Genomic DNA, 19,127 nt, shown 5'->3' with positions numbered 1-19,127 from the left:
TCGCGGACGGGGCCTGACCACCTGGTGGGGCCGCGCGACCCTGTTCAGCCGCGGTCGTCGCCGCCCTTTCGGCCGCCGCCGCCCGGCGCACCCGTCAGCAGGACCTCGCGCAGCCGGGCGACCAGGGCGGAGGCGCTCTCCGGCTCCTCCTCGGAGCCCTTGGCGCGGGAGGCGTCGCCCGACAGCTGGTCGAGGCTGTCGGAGAGGCCGTCGGCGTAGGCCTGCTCCTTCTCCACCATCGCGCCGGGCTGGCGCAGCCCGATGGTGACCTCGATGGCCTTGCCGATCAGTGCGGTCATCACGAACGAGTACAGGCCGAGGATCACCGTGGCGGTGAGCTGCTTGCCCAGCAGGTCCCAGGAGCCGCCGTAGAAGAGGCCCTTGTGGCCCGTCAGGGTTCCGGTCGCGCAGAGGCCGGCCATGACCATGCCGACGATGCCGCCCCAGCCGTGGATGCCCACCACGTCCAGCGTGTCGTCCACGCCCAGCCGGTACTTCCAGCTGATCGCGAACGCGCAGCTCAGCCCGGCGAGGAAGCCGATGACGGTGGCCCATACCGGGCTCACCCCGCCGGCCAGCGGGGTCATGGCGACCAGGCCCGTGACGGCGCCCATGCACATGTCGAGCAGCCCGACCTGCCGGGTGCGCCACCAACTGGTCACCGCCCAGCCGGCCATCGCCGCGCCCGCCGCGAGCTGGCTGTTGAGGAAGGCCATCGCCGCGCCGCCCGGGGTCTCCAGGGAGGAGCCGGTGTTGAAGCCGAACCAGCCGAACCACATGAGCGAGAGCCCGATGACCACGAGCGGCAGGTTGTGCGGGCGGATGCCCTGGCGGTCGAAGTCCGCGCGCTTGCCCGCGACGATGGCGAGGGCGAGTCCGGCGGCTCCCGATCCGATCTCCACGACGGTGCCGCCGGAGAAGTCGACGGCGCCGAGCTGCTTGGCGACCCAGCCGGCCGGGTCGAACACCCAGTGCGCCATGGGGATGTAGACCAGCAGGGTCCACGCGATGACGAAGGCGATCCAGCCGCCCATCTTCGCTCGGCCCGCGATGGAGCCGGCGATCAGGGCCACGGTGACCACGGCGAAGGACAGGTGGAAGACCACGAAGGTGACCGTGGGCACGGAGCCGGTCAGCGAACCGGCATCGATCCCGCGCAGGAAGGCGTGGTCGAGCGTGCCGATGACGCCGAGCCCGCCGGCGTCGGGGCCGAAGGCCAGGGAGTAGCCGATCGCGAACCAGAGCACGGTGACGATCACCATGCAGAAGAAGATCATCTTGAGCATGGCGACGATCTGGCCGGTGCGGACCATGCCGCCGTAGAAGAAGGCCACTCCGGGGGCCATCAGCAGCACCAGGGCCGTGGCCATCATCAGCCAGGCCGCGTTGCCGGAGTCGGCGACGGCGGGTGCGGCCCAGACCGCCGGTACGTCGGTGGCAATCGTGTGGGCGGTCACTTGTCACGCTCTCGTCGGTCCAGCACGGATACGATCTCGGCGAGCAGTTCGGCGTCCTGCTGCTCCGCCGCGGCCTGTGAGGCGCCCACCGCGGCGGGCTCCCGGGCCCCGGCCGCGGCCCCGCCGATCCGGTCGCGGATCTCGTCCAGGGTCTCGTTGTCGTAGGCGACCTCCTCGTCCCGGCCGGGTACGTTCTCGTACTCCTCGGAGGCGCGGAAGCCGACGGCCTTGTCGATCACCTTGGCGATGAGCCAGGTCATGGCGAAGGCGAAGGAGCCGACGGCCAGGACGGCGACCGCCTGACGCCAGAGCAGGTCGAGGCCGCCCCCGTAGAAGAGGCCCTTCTTGCCGCTCATCGCGGCCGTGGCGAAGAAGCCGATGGAGAGCACACCGACGATGCCGCCCCAGCCGTGCACGCCGACCACGTCGAGGGTGTCGTCGACGCCGATCTTGAACTTCATGTTGATGGCGAAGCAGCAGACCACACCGGCGGTGAATCCGATGATCAGCGCGCCGAGCGGGGACACCTCGCCGCAGGCCGGGGTGATGGCCACCATGCCGGCGACCGCCGCCGAAGCCACACCCAGCATCTCCACGTGGCCCAGGCGCCACTTCTCGATGATCGGCCAGCCGATCATCGCGCCCGCGGCGGCCAGTTGGGTGTTGAAGAAGGTGGTCGGGGCACTGCCCTCGACCTGCAGGGCGGAGCCCGCGTTGAAACCGAACCAGCCGAACCACAGCAGCGCCAGACCGATGATGACCAGGGGCAGGTTGTGCGGGCGGATCGTCTCGCGCTCGAAGTCCTTGCGCTTGCGCAGCACGATGGCCACCGCGAGCCCCGAGGCGCCGGAGCTGAGCTCGACCGGCAGGCCGCCGGCGTAGTCGAGCGCGCCCAGGGACTTGTTGATCCAGCCGTCGGGGGCGAACACCCAGTGCGCGGTGGGCACATACACCAGCATCGTCCAGGCGACGACGAAGACCAGCCACCCCTTCATGGTGGCGCGGCCCGCGATCGAGCCGCTGATCAGCGCCACCGTGATGATCGCGAAGGACATCTGGAAGCAGGCGAAGATCACGGTCGGGATGGAGCCGTGCAGGGAGTCCATCCCGATGCCCCGGAAGAAGGCGTGGTCGAGATTGCCGATCATGCCGCCGCCGGAGTCCTTGCCGAAGGCGAGGGAGTAGCCGACCGCGACCCACAAGATGGTCACCAGCGACAGGCAGGCGAAGCTCATCTTGAGCATCACCAGCACGTGCTTGGTCTTGACCATGCCCCCGTAGAAGAAGGCGAGGCCGGGGGTCATCAGCAGCACCATGGCGGTGCTCGCCATCATCCAGGCGGTATTACCCGTGTCGTAGCCACTGGGCATGTGTGGAGCTCTCTCTGGTCGTGAACGGGCTGGAGGGGGTGAGGAGTTCAGGTCTTGCGCAGGTCCGGGGCGGGTACGCCGATCAGCCTGCGCCGCACCGCGTCCCAGGCGGCCCCGAGCGCCAGGGTCACGGGTTCGGTGTGCTCGCCGAGCACCCGCACCCAGGCCCCGCAGTCCTGCGGCAGCACGCTGACCCCGTACGGGAGACCGCGGCCGGCCAGGGCCTCGTGCAGCAGGTCGGCGAGCTCGCGGGCGGGGGCGAGCGGGCTGACCGCGAAGAAGCAGGCCATCACGGAACGACCGGCCAGTACGGCGGGGCCGTCGACGGAGCAGCCCTCGGACCCATCGGACCTCCCGGCCCCGCCGGGCTCCAGCCGTACGGTGTCCAGCGCCACCAACTCACCGCCCGGCCTGCGCAGTTCGAAGTCGGACGCGAAGACCTGATAGGCGTTGCGCTCTCCGTGCGCGAGCCGGCCGGACAGGACGGTCTCGCTCGCCAGCACGGTGGCGGTGGGGTCGGCGGTGATGACCGTGCGCTGGTAGAACCGGGAATCGACGTAGGGGATGACCGGGTCCGGCAGGTATTCGACGTACGCGTCCGGGCCGGCGGTCAGGAAGGTCTGGGCGACGGCGTAGTCGTGCTCCATCCGGTAGACCTTGGTGGCCGCCTGGGTGGTCACGTGCCCCGAGGCGCCGGGACCGAAGGACAGGTCGGTGCGCAGCCGGTCGGCCTGGATGACCCCGCCGCCCGTGGACATCAGGAAGGTGATGGGCAGGTCGGGGCGGTGCGGGTCGAAGTAGAGCGGCCGCATGATCTGGAGCGGGGACTTCTGGTAGTGCCGCACCAGCTCGGTCCGGTCGCCGACCCGCTCGAAGGCCAGCTCCAGCAGGCCGACCTTGCCGGGGCGCCCGACACCGAGGGTGTCGGGCACCGAGGAGTGCCGCAGGACCTCCAGGGGGACGCGCGGCGGTTCGTAGTGCGCGGCCTCCAGGCGTGCGGGCGGCAGGGGGCCGCGGGGCGGCGTGTGGGGCGGGTCGGCCACCACGCTCACGCCGGCACCCGGCGGAAGGAGTCGATGAAGGTGGCCACGTCCTCCAGGCCCTGCCCGGTGAGGCAGTTGGTCAGGACCACGGGGCGCCCCTCGCGCACGCGGTGCGCGTCGGACTCCATGACGTTGATGTCGCAGCGGACGTACTGGGCGATGTCGATCTTGTTGATCACGAGCATGTCGGACTCGGTGATGCCCGGACCGCGCTTGCGGGGCATCTTCTCGCCCTCGGCGGTGTCCAGGACGAAGAGGAAGAGGTCGACCAGGACCGGGCTGAAGGTGAGGGTGAGGTTGTCGCCGCCCGACTCGTAGAGCAGGGTGTCGACATCGGGGAACCGCTCCAGCATCTCGGCGCCCGCGGCCAGGTTCATGGTCGGGTCGTCGCGCACGGCGGTGTGCGGGCACGCGCCGGTCTCCACGCCCACGACGCGCTCGGGGTCGAGCACCCCGGCCAGGGTGCGGCGGACCTGGCGGGCGTCCTCCTGCGTGTAGATGTCGTTCGTGATCACGGCGGGCCGGTGGCCGCGTGCGATGAGCACCGGCACCAGGGCCTCGATCAGCGCCGTCTTGCCGGAGCCGACGGGGCCGCCGATGCCGACGCGCAGGACGTTGTCCTCGGTCATCAAAGTCACACACCTTCAGTAAAAGACAGCTTGATGAAAGGGAGTGGGGCAGGGGCTACGTCGCGAACAGCCGTGCCTCGGCCCGCTCGTGACGGCCCGACATCACATCGGCCATCGGAACGCACCCGCCGAGATCGCAGATTTCACGGCGCAGGGCCGCGCCCGCCACCTCCTCGATGACGGGTGCGATCGCGCGCAGCACCACCTGCGCCTTGCGGTGGTCGGTGAGCCGCAGCCGCAGCGCGGCCCCGGTGAAGCTCGCCGAATAGGCGAACAGGTCGCTCACGACAGCCTGTTCGGCCGGGACGCCGGCGGCCGCGTACGCGACCCCGGCGGCCACCGCCTGCGAGCCGGGAGCCCGCTTGGCGGCCACGAGCTCCGCGTACCGTTCCAGCGGCTCGCCGCCCACGCACTCGCGGGCCAGGTCCAGCAGCTGGCGGCCGGTGCGGGTGGCGGCGCGGCGCAGCCCCTCGTTCAGCTTGGCCGCGTTCAGCCGCTGGTCGGTCTCGGCCAGGGCCTCCCAGTCACCGGCCAGCGCGGCCCGGTGGGCCAGCGCCAGCGCGGTGGCGTCGGAAGGCCCCACCGCATGCCGCAGCAGGTCGGCCAGCAGGACCGGCACGCCCTCGGGGGTCACGGCCTTGGCCTGGGCGTAGCCCTCCAGGCCGTGGGAGAGGGTGTAGAAGCCGCTGGGGAAGGCCGAGTCGGTGAGCTGGAGGCTGACCAGCAGGGCCTGTACCGGCGTCACGGCCGCGGGGCTGACCACGGGGGCGTTGGCGGCAGCGCTCATGCCAGGTAGAACAGGTGGTTCAGGGGCAGTTCGCGGGCCGGCTCGATGGTGGCCGGCACCCCGTCGAGGGTGACCTTGTAGGTTTCCGGGTCGACGGCGATGACCGGGAGGGCGTCGTTGCGGACCATGTGCTGCTTGCCGACGGTGCGGCAGTGCCGGACCGGCAGGACCTTGCTGTCCAGGCCCAGCTTCTGCGGTACGCCGAGATCGATCGCGGCCTGCGACATGAAGGAGACCCGGGTGGCCTGCTTGGCCTTGCCGTACGCGCCGAACATCGGCCGGTAGTAGACCGGTTGCGGGGTCGGGAGCGAGGCGTTCGGGTCGCCCATCAGCGCCCAGTTGATCAGCCCGCCCTTGATGACCATCTTCGGCTTGGCGGCGAAGGAGCCGATCGGCCACAGCACGATGTCGGCGAGCTTGCCGGTCTCCAGGGAGCCGATGTGCTCGGCGGTACCCGAGGCGATCGCCGGGTTGATCGTGATCTTGGCGAGGTAGCGCAGGGCGCGGAAGTTGTCGTTGCGCTCGGTGTCCCCGTCGAGCTTGCCGCGCTGGTCCTTGCAGTGGTGCGCGGTCTGGAAGGCGCGGGTCCAGGACTCGCCGATGCGGCCCATGGCCTGGGAGTCGGAGGAGAAGATCGAGATGACCCCCTCGTCGTGCAGCACGGTCTCGGCGGCGATCGTCTCGGCGCGCACGCGCGAATCCGCGAAGGAGACGTCCTCCGGAATGTCGTGCGACAGGTGGTGACAGACCATCACCATGTCGAGCAGCTCGTCGACCGAGTTCACCGTGTACGGCAGCGTCGGGTTGGTGGAGGACGGCAGGACGTTGGGCTCGCCGGCCACCCGCATGATGTCGGGGGCGTGACCGCCGCCCGCGCCCTCGGTGTGGAAGGTGTGGATGGTGCGCCCGTCGATGGCCGAGCGGGTGTCCTCGAAGAAACCGGACTCGTTCAGGGTGTCCGTGTGCACCGCGACCTGCACGTCGTAGGCGTCGGCCACGTCGAGGGCCTTGCTGAGCGCGGCCGGGGTGGTGCCCCAGTCCTCGTGCACCTTCAGGCCGCAGACGCCCGCCTCGACCTGCTCGATCAGCGCTTCCGGCAGTGAGCCGTTGCCCTTGCCCAGCAGGCCGACGTTGACCGGCAGGTCCTCGACCGCCTGGTACATCCGGCCGATGTTCCACGGACCCGGGGTGCACGTGGTGCCGTTGGTGCCGTCGGAGGGGCCGGTGCCGCCGCCGATGAGGGTGGTGATGCCGTTGGACAGGCCGTGCTCGGCCTGCTGCGGGGAGATGAAGTGGATGTGCGTGTCGATGCCGCCGGCCGTGGCGATCATGTGTTCGCCCGAGATCACCTCGGTGCCGGGCCCGATGACCAGCTTGGGGTGCACCCCGGACTGCGTGTGCGGGTTGCCGGCCTTGCCGAGACCCGCGATGAAGCCGTCCTTGATGCCGAGGTCGCCCTTGACCACACCCAGGATCGCGTCCATGACGACCACGTTGGTGATGACCAGGTCCAGGGCCCCCTGCAGGTTCGTGGCCTGCGGGTCCTGCGCCATGCCGTCGCGGATGCCCTTGCCGCCGCCGTAGACGGCCTCGTCGCCGTAGTGGCCCTCGTTGTGGTCCTTCTCGACCTCGACGATCAGGTTGGTGTCCGCCAGGTGGAAGCGGTCGCCGACGGTCGGCCCGAACAGGTCGGTGTACTGCTTGCGGCTCAGGACAGCCATCTCTACTTGTCGCCCTTCTTGGAGGTCTTGGCCTTCTTGGCGGCCGCAGTCTTGGCGGGTGCCTTGGCGGCGGGCTTGGCAGCGGGCTTGGCGGCAGGTTTGGCCGCGGACTTCGGGGACGGCTTCGCCGTGGCCGCCACGGCCGGTGAGGCCGCCTGCGCGGCCGCGGCCTGCTGCGCCGACTCCACGCGGGCTCCCAGGAATCCGAGCTCGACGGCGCGGTTCATGGCGCGGATGCGGGTGTCGGTGGAGCCGAGGCCGCCGTTGGTCAGCGAGCTGAAGCCGATCAGCCGGCCGTGGCCGCTGTACGCGGTGAGTTCGACCTCGCGGGTGTCGCCCGGCTCGAAGCGGACGCCGGTGCCGGCGGGGAGGTCGAGGTGCATGCCGTAGGCGGCGTTGCGGTCGAAGTCGAGGGCTCGGTTGACCTCGAAGAAGTGGTAGTGCGAGCCGACCTGGATGGCACGGTCGCCGGTGTTGGAGACGGATACCTTGGCCTTGCGCCGGCCGGCGTTGATCTCTACGGTGCCTTCGCCGTAAAGGTATGTGGCGCCACCTGACATGGTGGTACTTCCCTTCCTTCGGATCAGTGGGGGGAATGGCCGTGCGGGTGGCCGTGATCCCGGCCGTGCGCGCGGCGGTGGCTCTCGCCGTGTCCGTGTCCGTCTGCGTGCGCGTGCGTGTGGTCGGGGTCCGCGTCCGCGTGGTCGTGGTCGTGGTCGCCGCCCGGGCCGTGGGAGTGCGCGTACCCGTGCCCGTGCTCGGCGTCCAGGCCCTCGGCCACGCCGTCCTGCCCGTGGGCCAGCCGGTGCAGCGCCTCCTGCGCGCGGGCCCGTACGACCTGGGCGATCGCCGCGTCGGACAGCAGCGGACCGGTGTCCAGGACCCCGGCCGGAAGCTCGGCCGGCGGGGCGAACGCGGCCCGGACCAGGGAGATGTGGCCCGCGCCGAGGCGGCGGCAGCGCTCCGCTCCCTCCGCCGGGTCGGGGTCACCGCCGTCGAAGGCGACCTCGACCCAGCGGTGGTGGCCGTACTGGCGGACGAGCCGGGCCACCCGGAACAGATCGGCGTCCTCGAAGGGACCCGCCGCGGGCGCGGTGACCAGGACGGCGGAGGTGTCGGGCGCCTCGCGCACCGCCTTGAGGGCGGCGGTACGCAGCCACGCGGTCAGGTGGTCCACGGTGGCGAAGGGGGGCGCCAGCACGAGCCGCCCGGGCCCCTCCTCCCGGCTCAGCCAGCGCAGGGCGCGGGCGCAGTCGGCGATCAGCCCGGGGTCGCGCCCCAGCGTCATCGGGACCACGCACACCGGCTCGGGCGAGGCGGCGAGCGCCGCGCGCACGGCTTCGGCCAGCGGCCGGCCGGTGTGCACGGCGCCTGCCGCGGAGCCGCCCTCGTGACCGCCGGCCAGGATGACCGTGGCCGCCGATTCCGGTGCCCGGCCGGGCCGTTCGGGCCGTTCGGGTGCGATGGCCGCCACCGCTCAGGCGCCGACGGGGTCGTGGCAGGAGACGAGCTTGGTGCCGTCCACGAAGGCGGCCTCGACCTGGAGCAGCGGAAGCATCTCCCGCACGCCCTTCATTACATCGGCGGCGGAGACGATCTGCTTGCCGAGCTCCATGCACTCGGCGACGGTCCTGCCGTCGCGGGCGCCTTCCAGGATGCCCTCGCTGATCAGGGCGCAGGCCTCGCTGTAGTTGAGCTTGACGCCCCGGTCCCGCCGCTTGCGGGCCAGGTCGGCCACGACGTAGATCCAGAGCTTGTCCATCTCACGGGGAGCGAGATTCATCGGTCACTCACTTTCGGCTCTCAGGATGGTTCAAGTGCTGCCGCTGCCCCGGCTGTTGGCGTCGCGGCTTCGGCTGAGACGGCGTCAGGTCCGCTGCAGCCGGGGGATCTGGGGGACGGCGGCGACGAAGACGACCGTGGTCAGGACGAACGGCCAGGTGAAGGTGTGGCCGCCGAACGGGTCGAAGAACGCGGTCATCGCGGCCGTGAGCCCGGTCGCGGCCGCGGCGCCCAGGACGGCGAACGCGAAGCTCCAGTTGGACCGGACGAGGAAGACGCCGCACAGGGCCATGGCCACGAGCACGCTGCTGTAGCCCATGAGCCCCTGGGAGACGGCCTCGGACGGCGAACCCATCGCCCAGGCGACGAAGATGGCCGTGACGCTGCCGACGCAGGCCATGACCCCGGCGACCCGGCTGGCCACGAAGATGCCGGCGAGGAAGATCAGGCCGACGTACCACTGCGGCATGAAGAAGATCTGACCGACGTTGGCGAAGAAGGCGCGCCAGAGCTGTCCCCAGTCCAGCGCGGTGGTTCCGCCGGCGGCCGCGGGCAGCGCCGCCAGGTCGGGACCGGTGTGCCACACCCGGGAGAAGCTGGGCGCCGCGATGGTCATGACGCTCGCGATGATGCAGAACGGCGCGGTGAAGGTGGGGATGTTCCAGGTGCCGAGGATGGTGGCCAGCGCCGAGGTGACGACCACCACGGTGATGCTGCCGCCGATCGCGAGCAGCAGGGTGGACAGGTGGTCCCACCCGAGGAAGACGGCGAATCCGAGGGACACGAGGGTGCCGTTGAAGCCGCGGAGTCCGGCCGAGACGATCGCGCGGTCGATGCCGAACGCGTAGGCGGTGGCGGTGCCGACGACCGCGCCGAGGAGGCCGTAGAGGGCGTACTGCCAGCCGGCGGCGGCCAGGGCGGCGAGGAAGAAGATCCCGGTGATCGCGCTCGGCATGAAATCGACCTGGGCGACGCCGCGCAGAACTTCCTGGATGAAGCTCGCGGGTTGGGCGGGGGGAGCCTGGCGTGCGGGCTCCGTTGCCAAGGCCTGCATTTCATTCTCCCATGTGCAAAAAGAGAGGGCCCTGAAGGGCCCGTGAATCAGCGGTGCGTTGACGATGACAGTACCTGCGCATCGGAGTAATTCCGCCTGGAGATGGGCGTGTCGGGGCGAATTGGAGGGCTGTGGCCGGGTTGTCATAAGAGTGTTCGTCATTCCCATTCCCGTCCCTGTCGAGGGGAAGTCGAGGGGAATAGGATCGGAATATCGGATATCGAATGGTGGGAGAGAGGGTGTCCGCCGGGCCCGGAAGGGTCATTGCCGCCGCCCCGATGGCGCGCCGCGGCGGCCGGGAGCGGCGCGGTGGTGTCCCTTGGCGGGGTGCGAGTCATTGCGGGTGCCCGGTGGTGGGCCGAGCTGTCGCCGGCCGCCGGCGCCGCCGTCATGGCGGCCGGGATCATCTCGGCGGGCCTGCACCTGATCGGCCGGGACGCGCTGTCGATCACCGCGCTGGGCGTCTCCGCCGCACTGTGGCTCCTGCTCGCCGCCGACTTCACCGCCCGGCTCCTGGGGGACCGAAGCCGGTTTCGCGCCGAGGCCGACACCCCGGCGGCCCTCACCGCCGTGGCCGCCACGACCGTGCTGGGCGCCCGGCTCTCCCTCCTCGGATGGCAGTCCGTGGCCCTCGGGCTGCTGGCGTTGGCCGCCGCGCTCTGGCCGGGGCTGATGGTCGCCGTACTGCGGCACTGGGGCTACCGGATGCCCGGTGCGGCCTTCCTCGTCTGCGTGGCCACCCAAGGGCTCGCCGTCCTGGCGGCCGCCCTGGCCACCGCCACCGGCCGCGACTGGCTGGGGCGGGCCGCGCTCGCCGCCTTCTGCCTGGGCCTGCTGCTCTACGCCGAGGCCCTGGTGCGCTTCGACTTCCGTCAGGTCGTCTCGGGCGCGGGCGACCACTGGGTGGCCGGCGGGGCGCTCTCCATCACCGCCCTCGCCGGATCCGGGCTCACGGCGTCACCGCTGTGGACGGGGTGGACGCACACGGGGCTGCGTACCGTCACCCTGGCGGCCCTCGGTCTCTCCCTGGCCTGGTACGCCGTGCTCCTCACCGCCGAAGCGGTCCGGCCGCGCCCCCGCTACGACATCCGGCGCTGGTCGAGCGTCTTCCCGCTCGGCATGACGGCCACCGCTTGCCTCTCGGCGGCCGCCCCGACCGGGGTGGCGTGGCTGCGGCCCCTCGGCACGGTACTGCTCTGGGTGGCGGTCGGGGCCTGGGTGCTCACCTTCGTGGCCTTCCTCGTGGAGCACGGGCCCCGTCCGCGAAAGTGAGCCGTGTTTCCCGGCGGGAGAATGCGACGACCGAAAGGCCGTCGCGGAAACACCGCCAGGGAAAGGGCGGAGTTGAATTGCCGCCGCAGAAAATGCCGCTCTCGTGGCGCCGCCACCGGAATGCCGCTGTGTGCGGCGGGGGATGGCGTGGGGGAATGGCTGCGGATCGGAAAGGCGGGCTGTGGAGCGGTGGTTGCGGGCCCGGAGAACACGTGGGGCCGGCGCGTCACGAAGTCGGCCCCCACTCCGTGCGGCTACCGCCCGGTGCCGTCCCACCGCGGGGAGAGGGTGACGCAGGCCAGTAGGGCGACGGCCAAGACCATTGCCCACACCGCACCATGACGGAGTGTCAGAACGCCGCCGGTGAGGGCCCCGAGCAGCAGGGCCGCGACCGTCACGAGGCGGCGCAGCGGACCCGGCCCCCACGGATCGGCCGCCAGGCCGGTCAGGGCCCTGGTGACGACGGTGGTGGTCAGATCGGGGATCGCGAGCCGGTGCACGACGGCGTTCTGCAGGCCCATGCCGAGGGCGAGCAGGGCGATGACGCCCGGCGGCCCGGCGCCGAGCGCGGTCAGGGCGAGCGCCCCGCCCACCAGGACGGTCTGTACCGCCACCAGCGGGGCGAACATCCTGGCCGCCCCGGTGGTCCGCCGCAGCCGTCCGGCGGCCGCGGCCCCGGCCAGGAAGGCGCCGACGGCCAGCAGGGAGTCCGGGGCGGACAGGGAGCGGTCCCCGGCGATCGCGAAGCCGAGGAAGACCACGTTGCCGGTCATATTGGCCACGAAGACGTGCCCGAGGCCCAGGTAGCTCACCGCGTCGACCACACCGCTGACGAAGGTGAGGACGATCAGCAGCGGCGGCAGCACCCCGTGGGGAGACTCCGCGCCGGCCGCCTCCGGCGGGAACAGCCGCGCGGCCAGCGGGCGCAGGAGCCCGTGTCGCCGGGGTGGGGTGGAGGTCATGGGGTACCTCTGGTCATCGCGTGGGCCGTTCCTCGACGGCCGGCAGCAGGCCGTCGGGGGCGAGGCCGCCGGAAGTGGAGCGGGCCGTCGGGGCGGAGGGGGGCCCGAGCGCCCGGAAGGGGGCAGGGGCGAAGGGGGCTTCGTCCCCGGGAATGCTAGCGATGCCGGGCGCACGCGCGGAGGAGCGACCCGGCGGCCGCGCTTCCTGCCCGGGTTCCAGGGGCCGTCGCGGGTAGGGTCGCCGCATGGCCTACACGTTTCAGGTGACCGTGGACTCCGAGGCACCGCACGCCCTCGCCGACTGGTGGGCCGAGGCCCTCGGATGGGAAGTGGAGCCCAGCGACGAGGAGTTCATCCGCGAGATGATCGCCGCCGGGCGGGCGACCGAGGAGGACACCACCACCCACCGGGGTGTCCTCGTCTGGAAGGCGGGCCAGGGGATCCGCCACCCCGAGGGCTTCGAGCGGGCGCCCCGCGTCCTCTTCCAGTTCATCGAGGAGCCCAAGACCGTCAAGAACCGGGTGCACCTCGACGTCCGCACCGGCGAGGACGACCCGCGGGCCCTGGTCGAGCGGCTCCTCGCCAAGGGCGCCCGGCACCTGCACGAAGGCAACCAAGGCCCCTTCACCTGGACCACCCTCGCCGACCCCGAGGGCAACGAGCTGTGCGTCTCCCACTGAGACGTCGCTTCCCAGGGTGCCGTCTGAACGGCCGTCGGACCATGAGAAGCGACGTCCGAGTGATTCCCGGTGAGTCCCGGTGAGTCTCCGGCAGGCGCAGCGCGGCCGCCGCCCGCCGCTCCCACCCCGCTCTAGGGTGGACCCGTGAACGTCATCCTCTTCGGTGCCACCGGCATGATCGGCCGGGGCGTGCTGCGCGAGTGCCTGCTCGACGAGTCCGTCGAAAGCGTGCTCGTCATCGGCCGCAGCCCGCTCGCCGTCACCCACCCCAAGCTGCGCGAGCTCGTCCGGGCCGATCCGACCGACCTGTCGGAGCCCGGCCTGGACCTGGCCTCGTACGACGCCTGCTTCTTCTGCCTCGGCATCTCCTCCTTCCGCATGAAGGAGGAGGAGTACCGCCGGATCACCTACGACCTGACGCTCGCCGCCGCCCGCCCCCTCGCCGCCGCCAACCCGGGGCTGACCTTCGCCTACGTCTCCGGCGAGGGCACCGACAGCACCGAGAGCGGCCGCTCCATGTGGGCCCGGGTCAAGGGGAAGACCGAGAACGACCTGCTGAAGCTCCCCTTTGAGGCGTACATGTTCCGGCCGGGGATCGTGCAGCCGGACCGCGGCATTCCCTCCAAGACCCCGCTCTACCGCGCCGGGTACGCCGTCACCGCTCCGCTCTTCCCGGTCCTGCGGCGCTTCGCTCCCCACCTCGTGACCACGACCCGGGCGATCGGCCGCGCCATGATCGCCGTCGCCGAAGCCGGTCCCGGCGTCGCAGGCACCCAGCGGATCCTGCGCCCCCGCGACATCAACCGGGTGGGCGGCGCGGGCCCGCACGGGTCTTAGCGGTGTGGCCGGAAAGGTTCACCGGGTCGCGACGCCCAGCACGGCGCCTCGCCGCGTTGTCGGACCGGGCAGGTACGTCCGGTACGAGCCCCGGCCCTCCGCCTTGCGATGCACCGCACCGGACGCCGCGCCCCGGCAAACCCTCCCGGTCACAGCACTGAGACCCGCGCTGACGAGCCGATATTCGGTTTCGGCCAGGGCCTCCCGCACCCGAGAATGAGGCATCTCGAACCGGGAGGAACCCCATGAGCCAGGACCGCCTGACTCTGCACGACCTGATGCCCGCGCAGGCGCTGACCGAGGCCATCGACGCCGGATACGTGGCCCGCAAGGTCCACCCCCAGCTGCCGCTGTCCCTCTACAGCTACACCCGCACCGCCCAGTACGAGCAGGTCTGGAACCAGGTCACCACGATCTGCCGCGGACTCGTCGCCGACGACGTCACCGGCGAGATCGTCGCGCTGCCGCTGCCCAAGTTCTTCAACGTCGGCGAGCACGAGTCGGGCCGGCCGTACGCGCCGGCCCTGCCCGACGAGCCCTTCGAGGTGTACGACAAGGTCGACGGCAGCCTCGGGGTCCTCTTCCACTACGCGGGCAAGTGGCGGGCCGCGTCCAAGGGTTCCTTCACCAGCACCCAGGCCGTCTGGGCGCAGCGCCACCTCGACGGACGGGACACCTCCGCACTGGTCCCCGGCACCACCTACCTCGCGGAGATCCTGTACCCGCAGAACCGCATCGTCGTGGACTACGGGGACCGCCGCGACCTGGTCCTGCTCGCCGCGTACGGAGCGGACGGCACCGAGGTGCCGCTCGCCGAAGCCGCCGCGCACTGGGAGGGCATCGGCTCCGTGGTCACCGTGTGGCCCGCCATGCCGCTGGACGAGCTGCTCGCCCTGACCGGGTCCAGCACCCTGCCGGGCGGCGCCGCCGCGACCGGCACCGACGCGGAGGGCTTCGTCCTGCGCTTCGCCTCGGGCGTCCGCGCCAAGGCCAAGATCGCCGAGTACGTACGCCTCCACAAGGTGCTCACCGGCGTGACCGAGCGGGACATCTGGCGCGGCCACGGCATCCAGCGGTTCGCCGGCCTGCCCCTCAAGCAGCTCGCCCAGGGCCTCAACTGCTCCGCCGCCGAAATCGAGGCCTCGGGCGGCAAGCCGCTCGACGAACTGCTGGAGCAGGTGCCCGACGAGTTCGACCACTGGGTACGCTCGGTGATCGAACGTCTGGAGGCCGAGGCCGCGCTCCGCGAGCGCGCCATCGACGAGGCGTACGCCTCGCTGGCCCACCTGGCCGGCGACCGGGGCGCGTTCGCGCGCGCCACCAAGACGATCCGCGACAGCGGGATCCGCGGTGCGCTGTTCCAGCGTCTCGACGGCAGGACGACCGAGTTGGTCACCTGGCGGCAGGTGCGGCCCGAGGCGTCCGACCCCTTCACGCACGACGAGGAGAACTGAACCCGTGTCCGAAGTACCCGAAACCGAGACCCCCGCGCCCCCGGCCGAGTCCCCGGTGGCTCCCGCGCTGCCGGTGGTCCACGTCATGACGGGTCTGCCGGCCTCCGGGAAGACCACCGCCGCGCGCGTCCTCCAGGCGGAGTCCGGCGGCCGGATGCGCCGCGTCAACCTCGACGACCTGCGGGCCATGCTCGACGTGCCGGACCCCGAGCGCGGGCGTTCGTACAAGCACGAGCAGACCGTGCTGGACATCCAGGACGCGGCCGTCGGCGCGGCCGTCGAGGGCGGCTTCGACGTGGTCGTGGACAACACCCACCTGACCTCGCACATCCCCAAGCGGCTCAAGGCGGCCGTCGCGGGACGGGCCACCTTCGTGGTGCACGACTTCACCGACGTGCCCGTGGAGGAGTGCCTGCGGCGCGACGCCGCGCGCGAGCGCCAGGTCGGCGAGGAGATCATCCGGATACTCGCGGACAAGCACGCGAAGGCCAAGAAGGGCGGCTGGCGGCTCACCGCGGACTGGCTCAACGACCAGCCGGACGTGTCCCCGTACGTCGCCGACCCGGCGCTGCCCACGGCGGTGATGTGCGACATCGACGGCACGCTCGCGATGACCGGCGACCGCAACCCGTACGACTTCTCGCGCTGCGGCCTGGACACGCTGAACGCGCCGGTGCGCGACGCGCTGGACTCCTTCCGGCGGGCCGACGGCGACACCATCGTGCTGCTGTCCGGGCGGGGCGAGGAGCACCGGGAGCCGACCGAGGCCTGGCTGCGCGAGCACGAGGTCCCGTACGACGAGCTGTGGATGCGGGCGGCGGGCGACACGCGCCGCGACGACATCGTCAAGGCGGAGCTGTTCAACGCGCACGTGCGCGACCGGTACGCGGTCCGGGTCTCCCTGGACGACCGCGACCGGGTGGTTGCCATCTGGCGCCGCATGGGGCTGGCCACCTGGCAGGTCAACTACGGCGACTTCTAGTACGGCGATTTCCAGTACGGCGACTTCCGGCTGCGGCGCGTGCCGGCCGGCTCGCCATACTGGGGAGGTGGACGAGCCGAACGTATTGATCGTGGACGGTGCCAACGTCGTCGGGTCCGTTCCGGACGGCTGGTGGCGGGACCGGCGCGGCGCCGCCGAGCGGCTGCGCGACCGGCTGGCGCTGCGCGACGAGGGCGAGGAGATCGTCCTCGTCGTCGAAGGCGCGGCCCGGGGCGTCGCGTCGGTGCCCGGCGTACGGGTGGACGAGGCGCCGGGCAGCGGCGACGACCGGATCGTGGAGCTCGCGGCGGCCTGCGCGGAGCGCGGCGGGTGCGTGGTGGTCACGGCGGACCGGGAGTTGCGGATGCGCGTACGGGCGTACGGTGCGCGGTGCGTGGGACCGCGCACCGTACGCCCGGAGATGCGTACCTAGTGCGGGGCGGGGCGGCGCCGTGCCGCGTACGGCCCCGCGGGGCGGTGCCTAGAGGCGGCAGTAGTGGACCTTGCCCAGGTTCTTGACGTAGCGGGCGGAGACCCAGTGGTCGTCGCGGTCCTTGGCGGCCTTCGCCGACTTCGGGGTCATGGCGTTCTTGCGGTCCTCGTCCGTGGACTCCTGCTCGTCCCGCTGCTCCAGCAGGTACCAGAGGTTGTTTCCGTCGACCCGCTCGCCGCGGGCCTTGCACTCGATGGAGAGCTTCTCGTGCGGGTGCACCCGGCCCACCTTGTGGGAGTGGGTGGTCGGCTTGCTGCGGACGGTCAGCGGGCCGCGCGAGATGACGACGCCGCGGACGTAATCGCGGTCTCCGTACTCGTCGTCCTCCTCGTCGGCGTCCTTGACGGGAGCGGTCAGGACCGGGCCGCGGGGCTCCGAGTGGTCGGCCGCGACGGCCGTGCCCGCCCCGACCAGGCCGAGCACCAGGCTTCCGGCGGTGAGGGCGAGGATGGTCCTGGTGGGCTTCAGCATGAGCCGGCTCCTCCGAGAAAGCGTCCTCCCGGCCGCGACGCGCGGCACGGGGCGGCAACCAGGCGGTTGCCACCGATGACTATGGCGACGCGGGGCAGGGAGGTCCGGCTGACGCACCGTGACTTAGCCCGATATGCCCAATGTGCGGGGCCGGCCGGGGCTTCGTCCGGCTGCGCCGGAGGCCCGGCTCCCTCCTCCGGATGCGGGCACCGCGCGGCGCCGCCAGAGTGGATGCCATGGGTATCGAGGATTACGGCGGCGGCCCCGGCGCGCAGCAGACCGGTGTCATGGTGGTGACGACGAACGACGTCCCCGGCTACCGGGTCGAGCAGGTCATCGGGGAGGTCTTCGGCCTCACCGTGCGCTCCCGCCACCTGGGCAGCCAGATCGGCGCGGGCCTGAAATCGATGATCGGCGGCGAGCTGAAGGGCCTCACCAAGACCCTGGTGGAGACCCGCAACCAGGCCATGGACCGCCTCATCGAACAGGCGAAGGCGCGCGGTGCGAACGCCGTGCTGATGATGCGCTTCGACGTGACCGACGCGGCCGACCTCGGCACCGAGGTGTGCGCGTACGGGACGGCGGTCATCCTGGTGCCGGCCGGCACGTAGGGAGCGCCTTTCCGGCCGGGCCGGGCCCGCGGGGAAGTTCCGTACGAGCACTCTTGGCGATCACCGGGAGGAGGCTCTAGCCTCCCGTGGTGATCCACGAAGAATTCATACGCATGCTCGATGCCGGGGCGCCCGCCGGGGCCGCGCAGTGACCGGCCCGCTGGACCCGCGCACCGCGGGACGCCGGTACGTGACCGCCTGCGTCCTCTACTGGTTCCCCGTGGGCCTGGCCGTCAGCCCGCTGATCCTGCTCTTCACCGAGCGCGGCATGTCCCTGGCCGCCGTCGCCGCGTTCTTCGTCGCGCACTCCGTGACCGCCGCCGTACTGGAACTGCCCACGGGCGGACTCTCCGACGTGCTCGGCCGCCGGGCCGTGCTGGCCGCGGCCGGCCTGCTGAACCTGACGGCCTTCGTCCTCCAGGGCCTGGGCACCGCGCCCTGGGTGCTCGCCCTCGGCATGGCCCTCATGGGCGCGGGACGCGCACTGTCCAGCGGGCCCGCCGAGGCCTGGTACGTGGACACGGTCCACGCCCACTCCGGCCCCGACGCCGAACTGCGCACCGGGCTGGCCCGCGGTGGCTCCGCGATCTCGGCCGCGCTCGCGGCGGGCACCCTGCTCGGGGGCGCGCTCCCCTGGCTGCTCGCCCGGGGCGACGGGCTCGCCGCCGGCCTGAGCCGGGCGACCTCCGGGCTGGTGCTCCCGCTCTCCACGCCCCCACTGCTGGGCGCGGTGGTGGTGACGGCCTTCGTGCTGTACGTCCTGGCGGCGCTCCCCGAGCCGCCCCGCCCGCCGAGCACCCTGCGCTCCGTACTCCACGGCATACCGGCCACCGTCGCCGAGGGCGTACGACTGGGCGGCCGCGACCCGCTGATCCGCCGGGTGCTGCTCAGCGCGGCGGCCGCGGGCGGCGCCCTCGCCGCCCTCGAACTGCTGACACCGGGCCGCGCCGCGTCGTTCACCGGGGCGCCCGAGTCCGGCGCCATGCTCTACGCCGTCCTCGCCTGCGCCGGCTTCCTCTGCTCGGGGCTCGGCAGCCACCTCGCACCCCTGACCGCCCGGCTCGCGGGCAGTGGCGAGCGCGCGGTCCTGCTGGGGCTGGGCGCAGGCGCGAGCGGACTGCTCCTGCTCGGCGCCACCGCGGCGGCCGCGGGCCCGTTCGCCCTGGGGCTCGCGATCCTCGGCTACGGCCTGGTGTACCTCGGCCTCGGCGCGGCGGGACCGAGCCAGAACGAGCTCCTGCACCGCCGGGTGCCGAGCGCGGGACGGGCCACGGCGCTGTCGGTCCAGTCCCTGGCCATGCAACTGACCGGGGCGCTCACCGTCCTGCTCGTCGGCGTGCTGCCGCGGGGACCGCTGCCCTGGCTGACGGGAGGCGCGATGCTGCTGGCGGGCGCCCTGCTGTGGATGCGGCGCGTCGAGCCCGCGGCCTCGTACGCGACTCCTGCGGGGGCGGAGGGCGTCGAGCCGGTGTAGCCGGTGTAACCGGGGCCGACCGGGTGCGGTCGTGACGCGTGCGCCCAC

The 19,127-nt window shown here is 72.0% G+C and carries 20 protein-coding genes; 8 read left to right on the top strand and 12 right to left on the bottom strand.

The features are described from left to right. Positions 1–44: 44 nt before the first annotated feature. The 10 genes from OG276_RS02720 to OG276_RS02675 all read right to left on the bottom strand — a co-directional run bounded on the left by OG276_RS02720 (position 45) and on the right by OG276_RS02675 (position 9,843). Entirely contained in the window at positions 45–1,457 is a 1,413-nt protein-coding gene (locus OG276_RS02720; protein WP_266902328.1) for an ammonium transporter, read from the bottom strand. Then, positions 1,454–2,827 carry an ammonium transporter gene (locus tag OG276_RS02715; protein WP_266902326.1) on the bottom strand — a complete coding sequence of 458 codons (1,374 nt, stop codon included), beginning with the start codon at positions 2,825–2,827 and terminating at the stop codon, positions 1,454–1,456. Before OG276_RS02715 ends, OG276_RS02720 begins: the two co-directional genes overlap by 4 nt. Positions 2,828–2,874: 47 nt before the next feature. Beyond that, positions 2,875–3,879: an urease accessory protein UreD gene (locus tag OG276_RS02710; protein WP_266902324.1), complete on the bottom strand. Its 1,005-nt coding sequence runs from the start codon at positions 3,877–3,879 to the stop codon at positions 2,875–2,877. Beyond that, a complete protein-coding gene (ureG, locus tag OG276_RS02705) occupies positions 3,876–4,499 on the bottom strand; it encodes an urease accessory protein UreG (RefSeq protein WP_266902322.1) in 624 nt (207 codons plus the stop codon). The genes OG276_RS02710 and ureG overlap by 4 nt, the downstream gene beginning before the upstream one ends. 55 nt (positions 4,500–4,554) lie before the next feature. Next, positions 4,555–5,286, bottom strand: coding sequence for an urease accessory protein UreF (locus OG276_RS02700; RefSeq protein ID WP_266902320.1), 732 nt, complete (start codon positions 5,284–5,286; stop codon positions 4,555–4,557). Next, positions 5,283–7,007, bottom strand: a complete 1,725-nt coding sequence (ureC, locus tag OG276_RS02695) for an urease subunit alpha (protein WP_266902318.1) — start codon at positions 7,005–7,007, stop codon at positions 5,283–5,285. The genes OG276_RS02700 and ureC overlap by 4 nt, the downstream gene beginning before the upstream one ends. A 2-nt stretch (positions 7,008–7,009) precedes the next feature. Next, positions 7,010–7,567 carry an urease subunit beta gene (locus tag OG276_RS02690; RefSeq protein WP_266902316.1) on the bottom strand — a complete coding sequence of 186 codons (558 nt, stop codon included), beginning with the start codon at positions 7,565–7,567 and terminating at the stop codon, positions 7,010–7,012. Positions 7,568–7,590: 23 nt separating this feature from the next. After that, positions 7,591–8,481, bottom strand: a complete 891-nt coding sequence (locus tag OG276_RS02685; RefSeq protein WP_266902314.1) for a sirohydrochlorin chelatase — start codon at positions 8,479–8,481, stop codon at positions 7,591–7,593. A gap of 3 nt (positions 8,482–8,484) precedes the next feature. After that, the gene (locus OG276_RS02680) at positions 8,485–8,790 is read right to left on the bottom strand and encodes an urease subunit gamma (RefSeq protein WP_243332378.1); all 306 of its coding nucleotides are present in this window, start codon (positions 8,788–8,790) and stop codon (positions 8,485–8,487) included. A gap of 84 nt (positions 8,791–8,874) precedes the next feature. After that, positions 8,875–9,843 carry an urea transporter gene (locus OG276_RS02675; RefSeq protein ID WP_266902312.1) on the bottom strand — a complete coding sequence of 323 codons (969 nt, stop codon included), beginning with the start codon at positions 9,841–9,843 and terminating at the stop codon, positions 8,875–8,877. A gap of 327 nt (positions 9,844–10,170) precedes the next feature. Here OG276_RS02675 and OG276_RS02670 point away from each other — a divergent pair, with 327 nt between their 5' ends. After that, on the top strand, positions 10,171–11,115 hold the full coding sequence (locus tag OG276_RS02670) for a tellurite resistance/C4-dicarboxylate transporter family protein (protein ID WP_266902310.1): 945 nt from the start codon (positions 10,171–10,173) through the stop codon (positions 11,113–11,115). Positions 11,116–11,369: 254 nt separating this feature from the next. On the opposite strand, the gene OG276_RS02665 is transcribed toward OG276_RS02670, so the two are convergent. Then, positions 11,370–12,077 (bottom strand): YoaK family protein, encoded by a 708-nt coding sequence (locus OG276_RS02665; RefSeq protein WP_266902308.1) that lies wholly within the window; start codon positions 12,075–12,077, stop codon positions 11,370–11,372. Between the two features lie 245 nt (positions 12,078–12,322). Here OG276_RS02665 and OG276_RS02660 point away from each other — a divergent pair, with 245 nt between their 5' ends. From OG276_RS02660 to OG276_RS02640, 5 genes are all read left to right on the top strand, one after another. Then, positions 12,323–12,757, top strand: a complete 435-nt coding sequence (locus OG276_RS02660; RefSeq protein ID WP_266902306.1) for a VOC family protein — start codon at positions 12,323–12,325, stop codon at positions 12,755–12,757. Positions 12,758–12,901: 144 nt separating this feature from the next. Further along, positions 12,902–13,594 carry an epimerase gene (locus OG276_RS02655; RefSeq protein WP_266902304.1) on the top strand — a complete coding sequence of 231 codons (693 nt, stop codon included), beginning with the start codon at positions 12,902–12,904 and terminating at the stop codon, positions 13,592–13,594. A gap of 245 nt (positions 13,595–13,839) precedes the next feature. Then, positions 13,840–15,048: an RNA ligase gene (locus OG276_RS02650; protein WP_266902302.1), complete on the top strand. Its 1,209-nt coding sequence runs from the start codon at positions 13,840–13,842 to the stop codon at positions 15,046–15,048. 4 nt (positions 15,049–15,052) lie between these two features. Further along, positions 15,053–16,030 carry an AAA family ATPase gene (locus OG276_RS02645; RefSeq protein WP_266902300.1) on the top strand — a complete coding sequence of 326 codons (978 nt, stop codon included), beginning with the start codon at positions 15,053–15,055 and terminating at the stop codon, positions 16,028–16,030. Between the two features lie 67 nt (positions 16,031–16,097). Next, complete coding sequence (locus tag OG276_RS02640; RefSeq protein ID WP_266902298.1) at positions 16,098–16,463, top strand: NTP pyrophosphohydrolase; 366 nt, start codon at positions 16,098–16,100, stop codon at positions 16,461–16,463. 48 nt (positions 16,464–16,511) lie between these two features. Here the strand turns inward: OG276_RS02640 and OG276_RS02635 are convergent, their stop codons facing one another. Then, the gene (locus tag OG276_RS02635; RefSeq protein ID WP_266902296.1) at positions 16,512–16,994 is read right to left on the bottom strand and encodes a hypothetical protein; all 483 of its coding nucleotides are present in this window, start codon (positions 16,992–16,994) and stop codon (positions 16,512–16,514) included. Positions 16,995–17,230: 236 nt separating this feature from the next. Between OG276_RS02635 and OG276_RS02630 the strand changes: the two genes are divergently transcribed. Beyond that, entirely contained in the window at positions 17,231–17,605 is a 375-nt protein-coding gene (locus OG276_RS02630) for a YbjQ family protein (RefSeq protein WP_266902294.1), read from the top strand. A gap of 148 nt (positions 17,606–17,753) precedes the next feature. Next, positions 17,754–19,079, top strand: coding sequence for an MFS transporter (locus OG276_RS02625; protein WP_266902292.1), 1,326 nt, complete (start codon positions 17,754–17,756; stop codon positions 19,077–19,079). Positions 19,080–19,127: the final 48 nt, after the last annotated feature.

It is taken from the genome of Streptomyces sp. NBC_00086 (assembly GCF_026343255.1).
Classification (GTDB): domain Bacteria; phylum Actinomycetota; class Actinomycetes; order Streptomycetales; family Streptomycetaceae; genus Streptomyces.
This window is presented reverse-complemented; position numbering and strand designations above follow the sequence as displayed.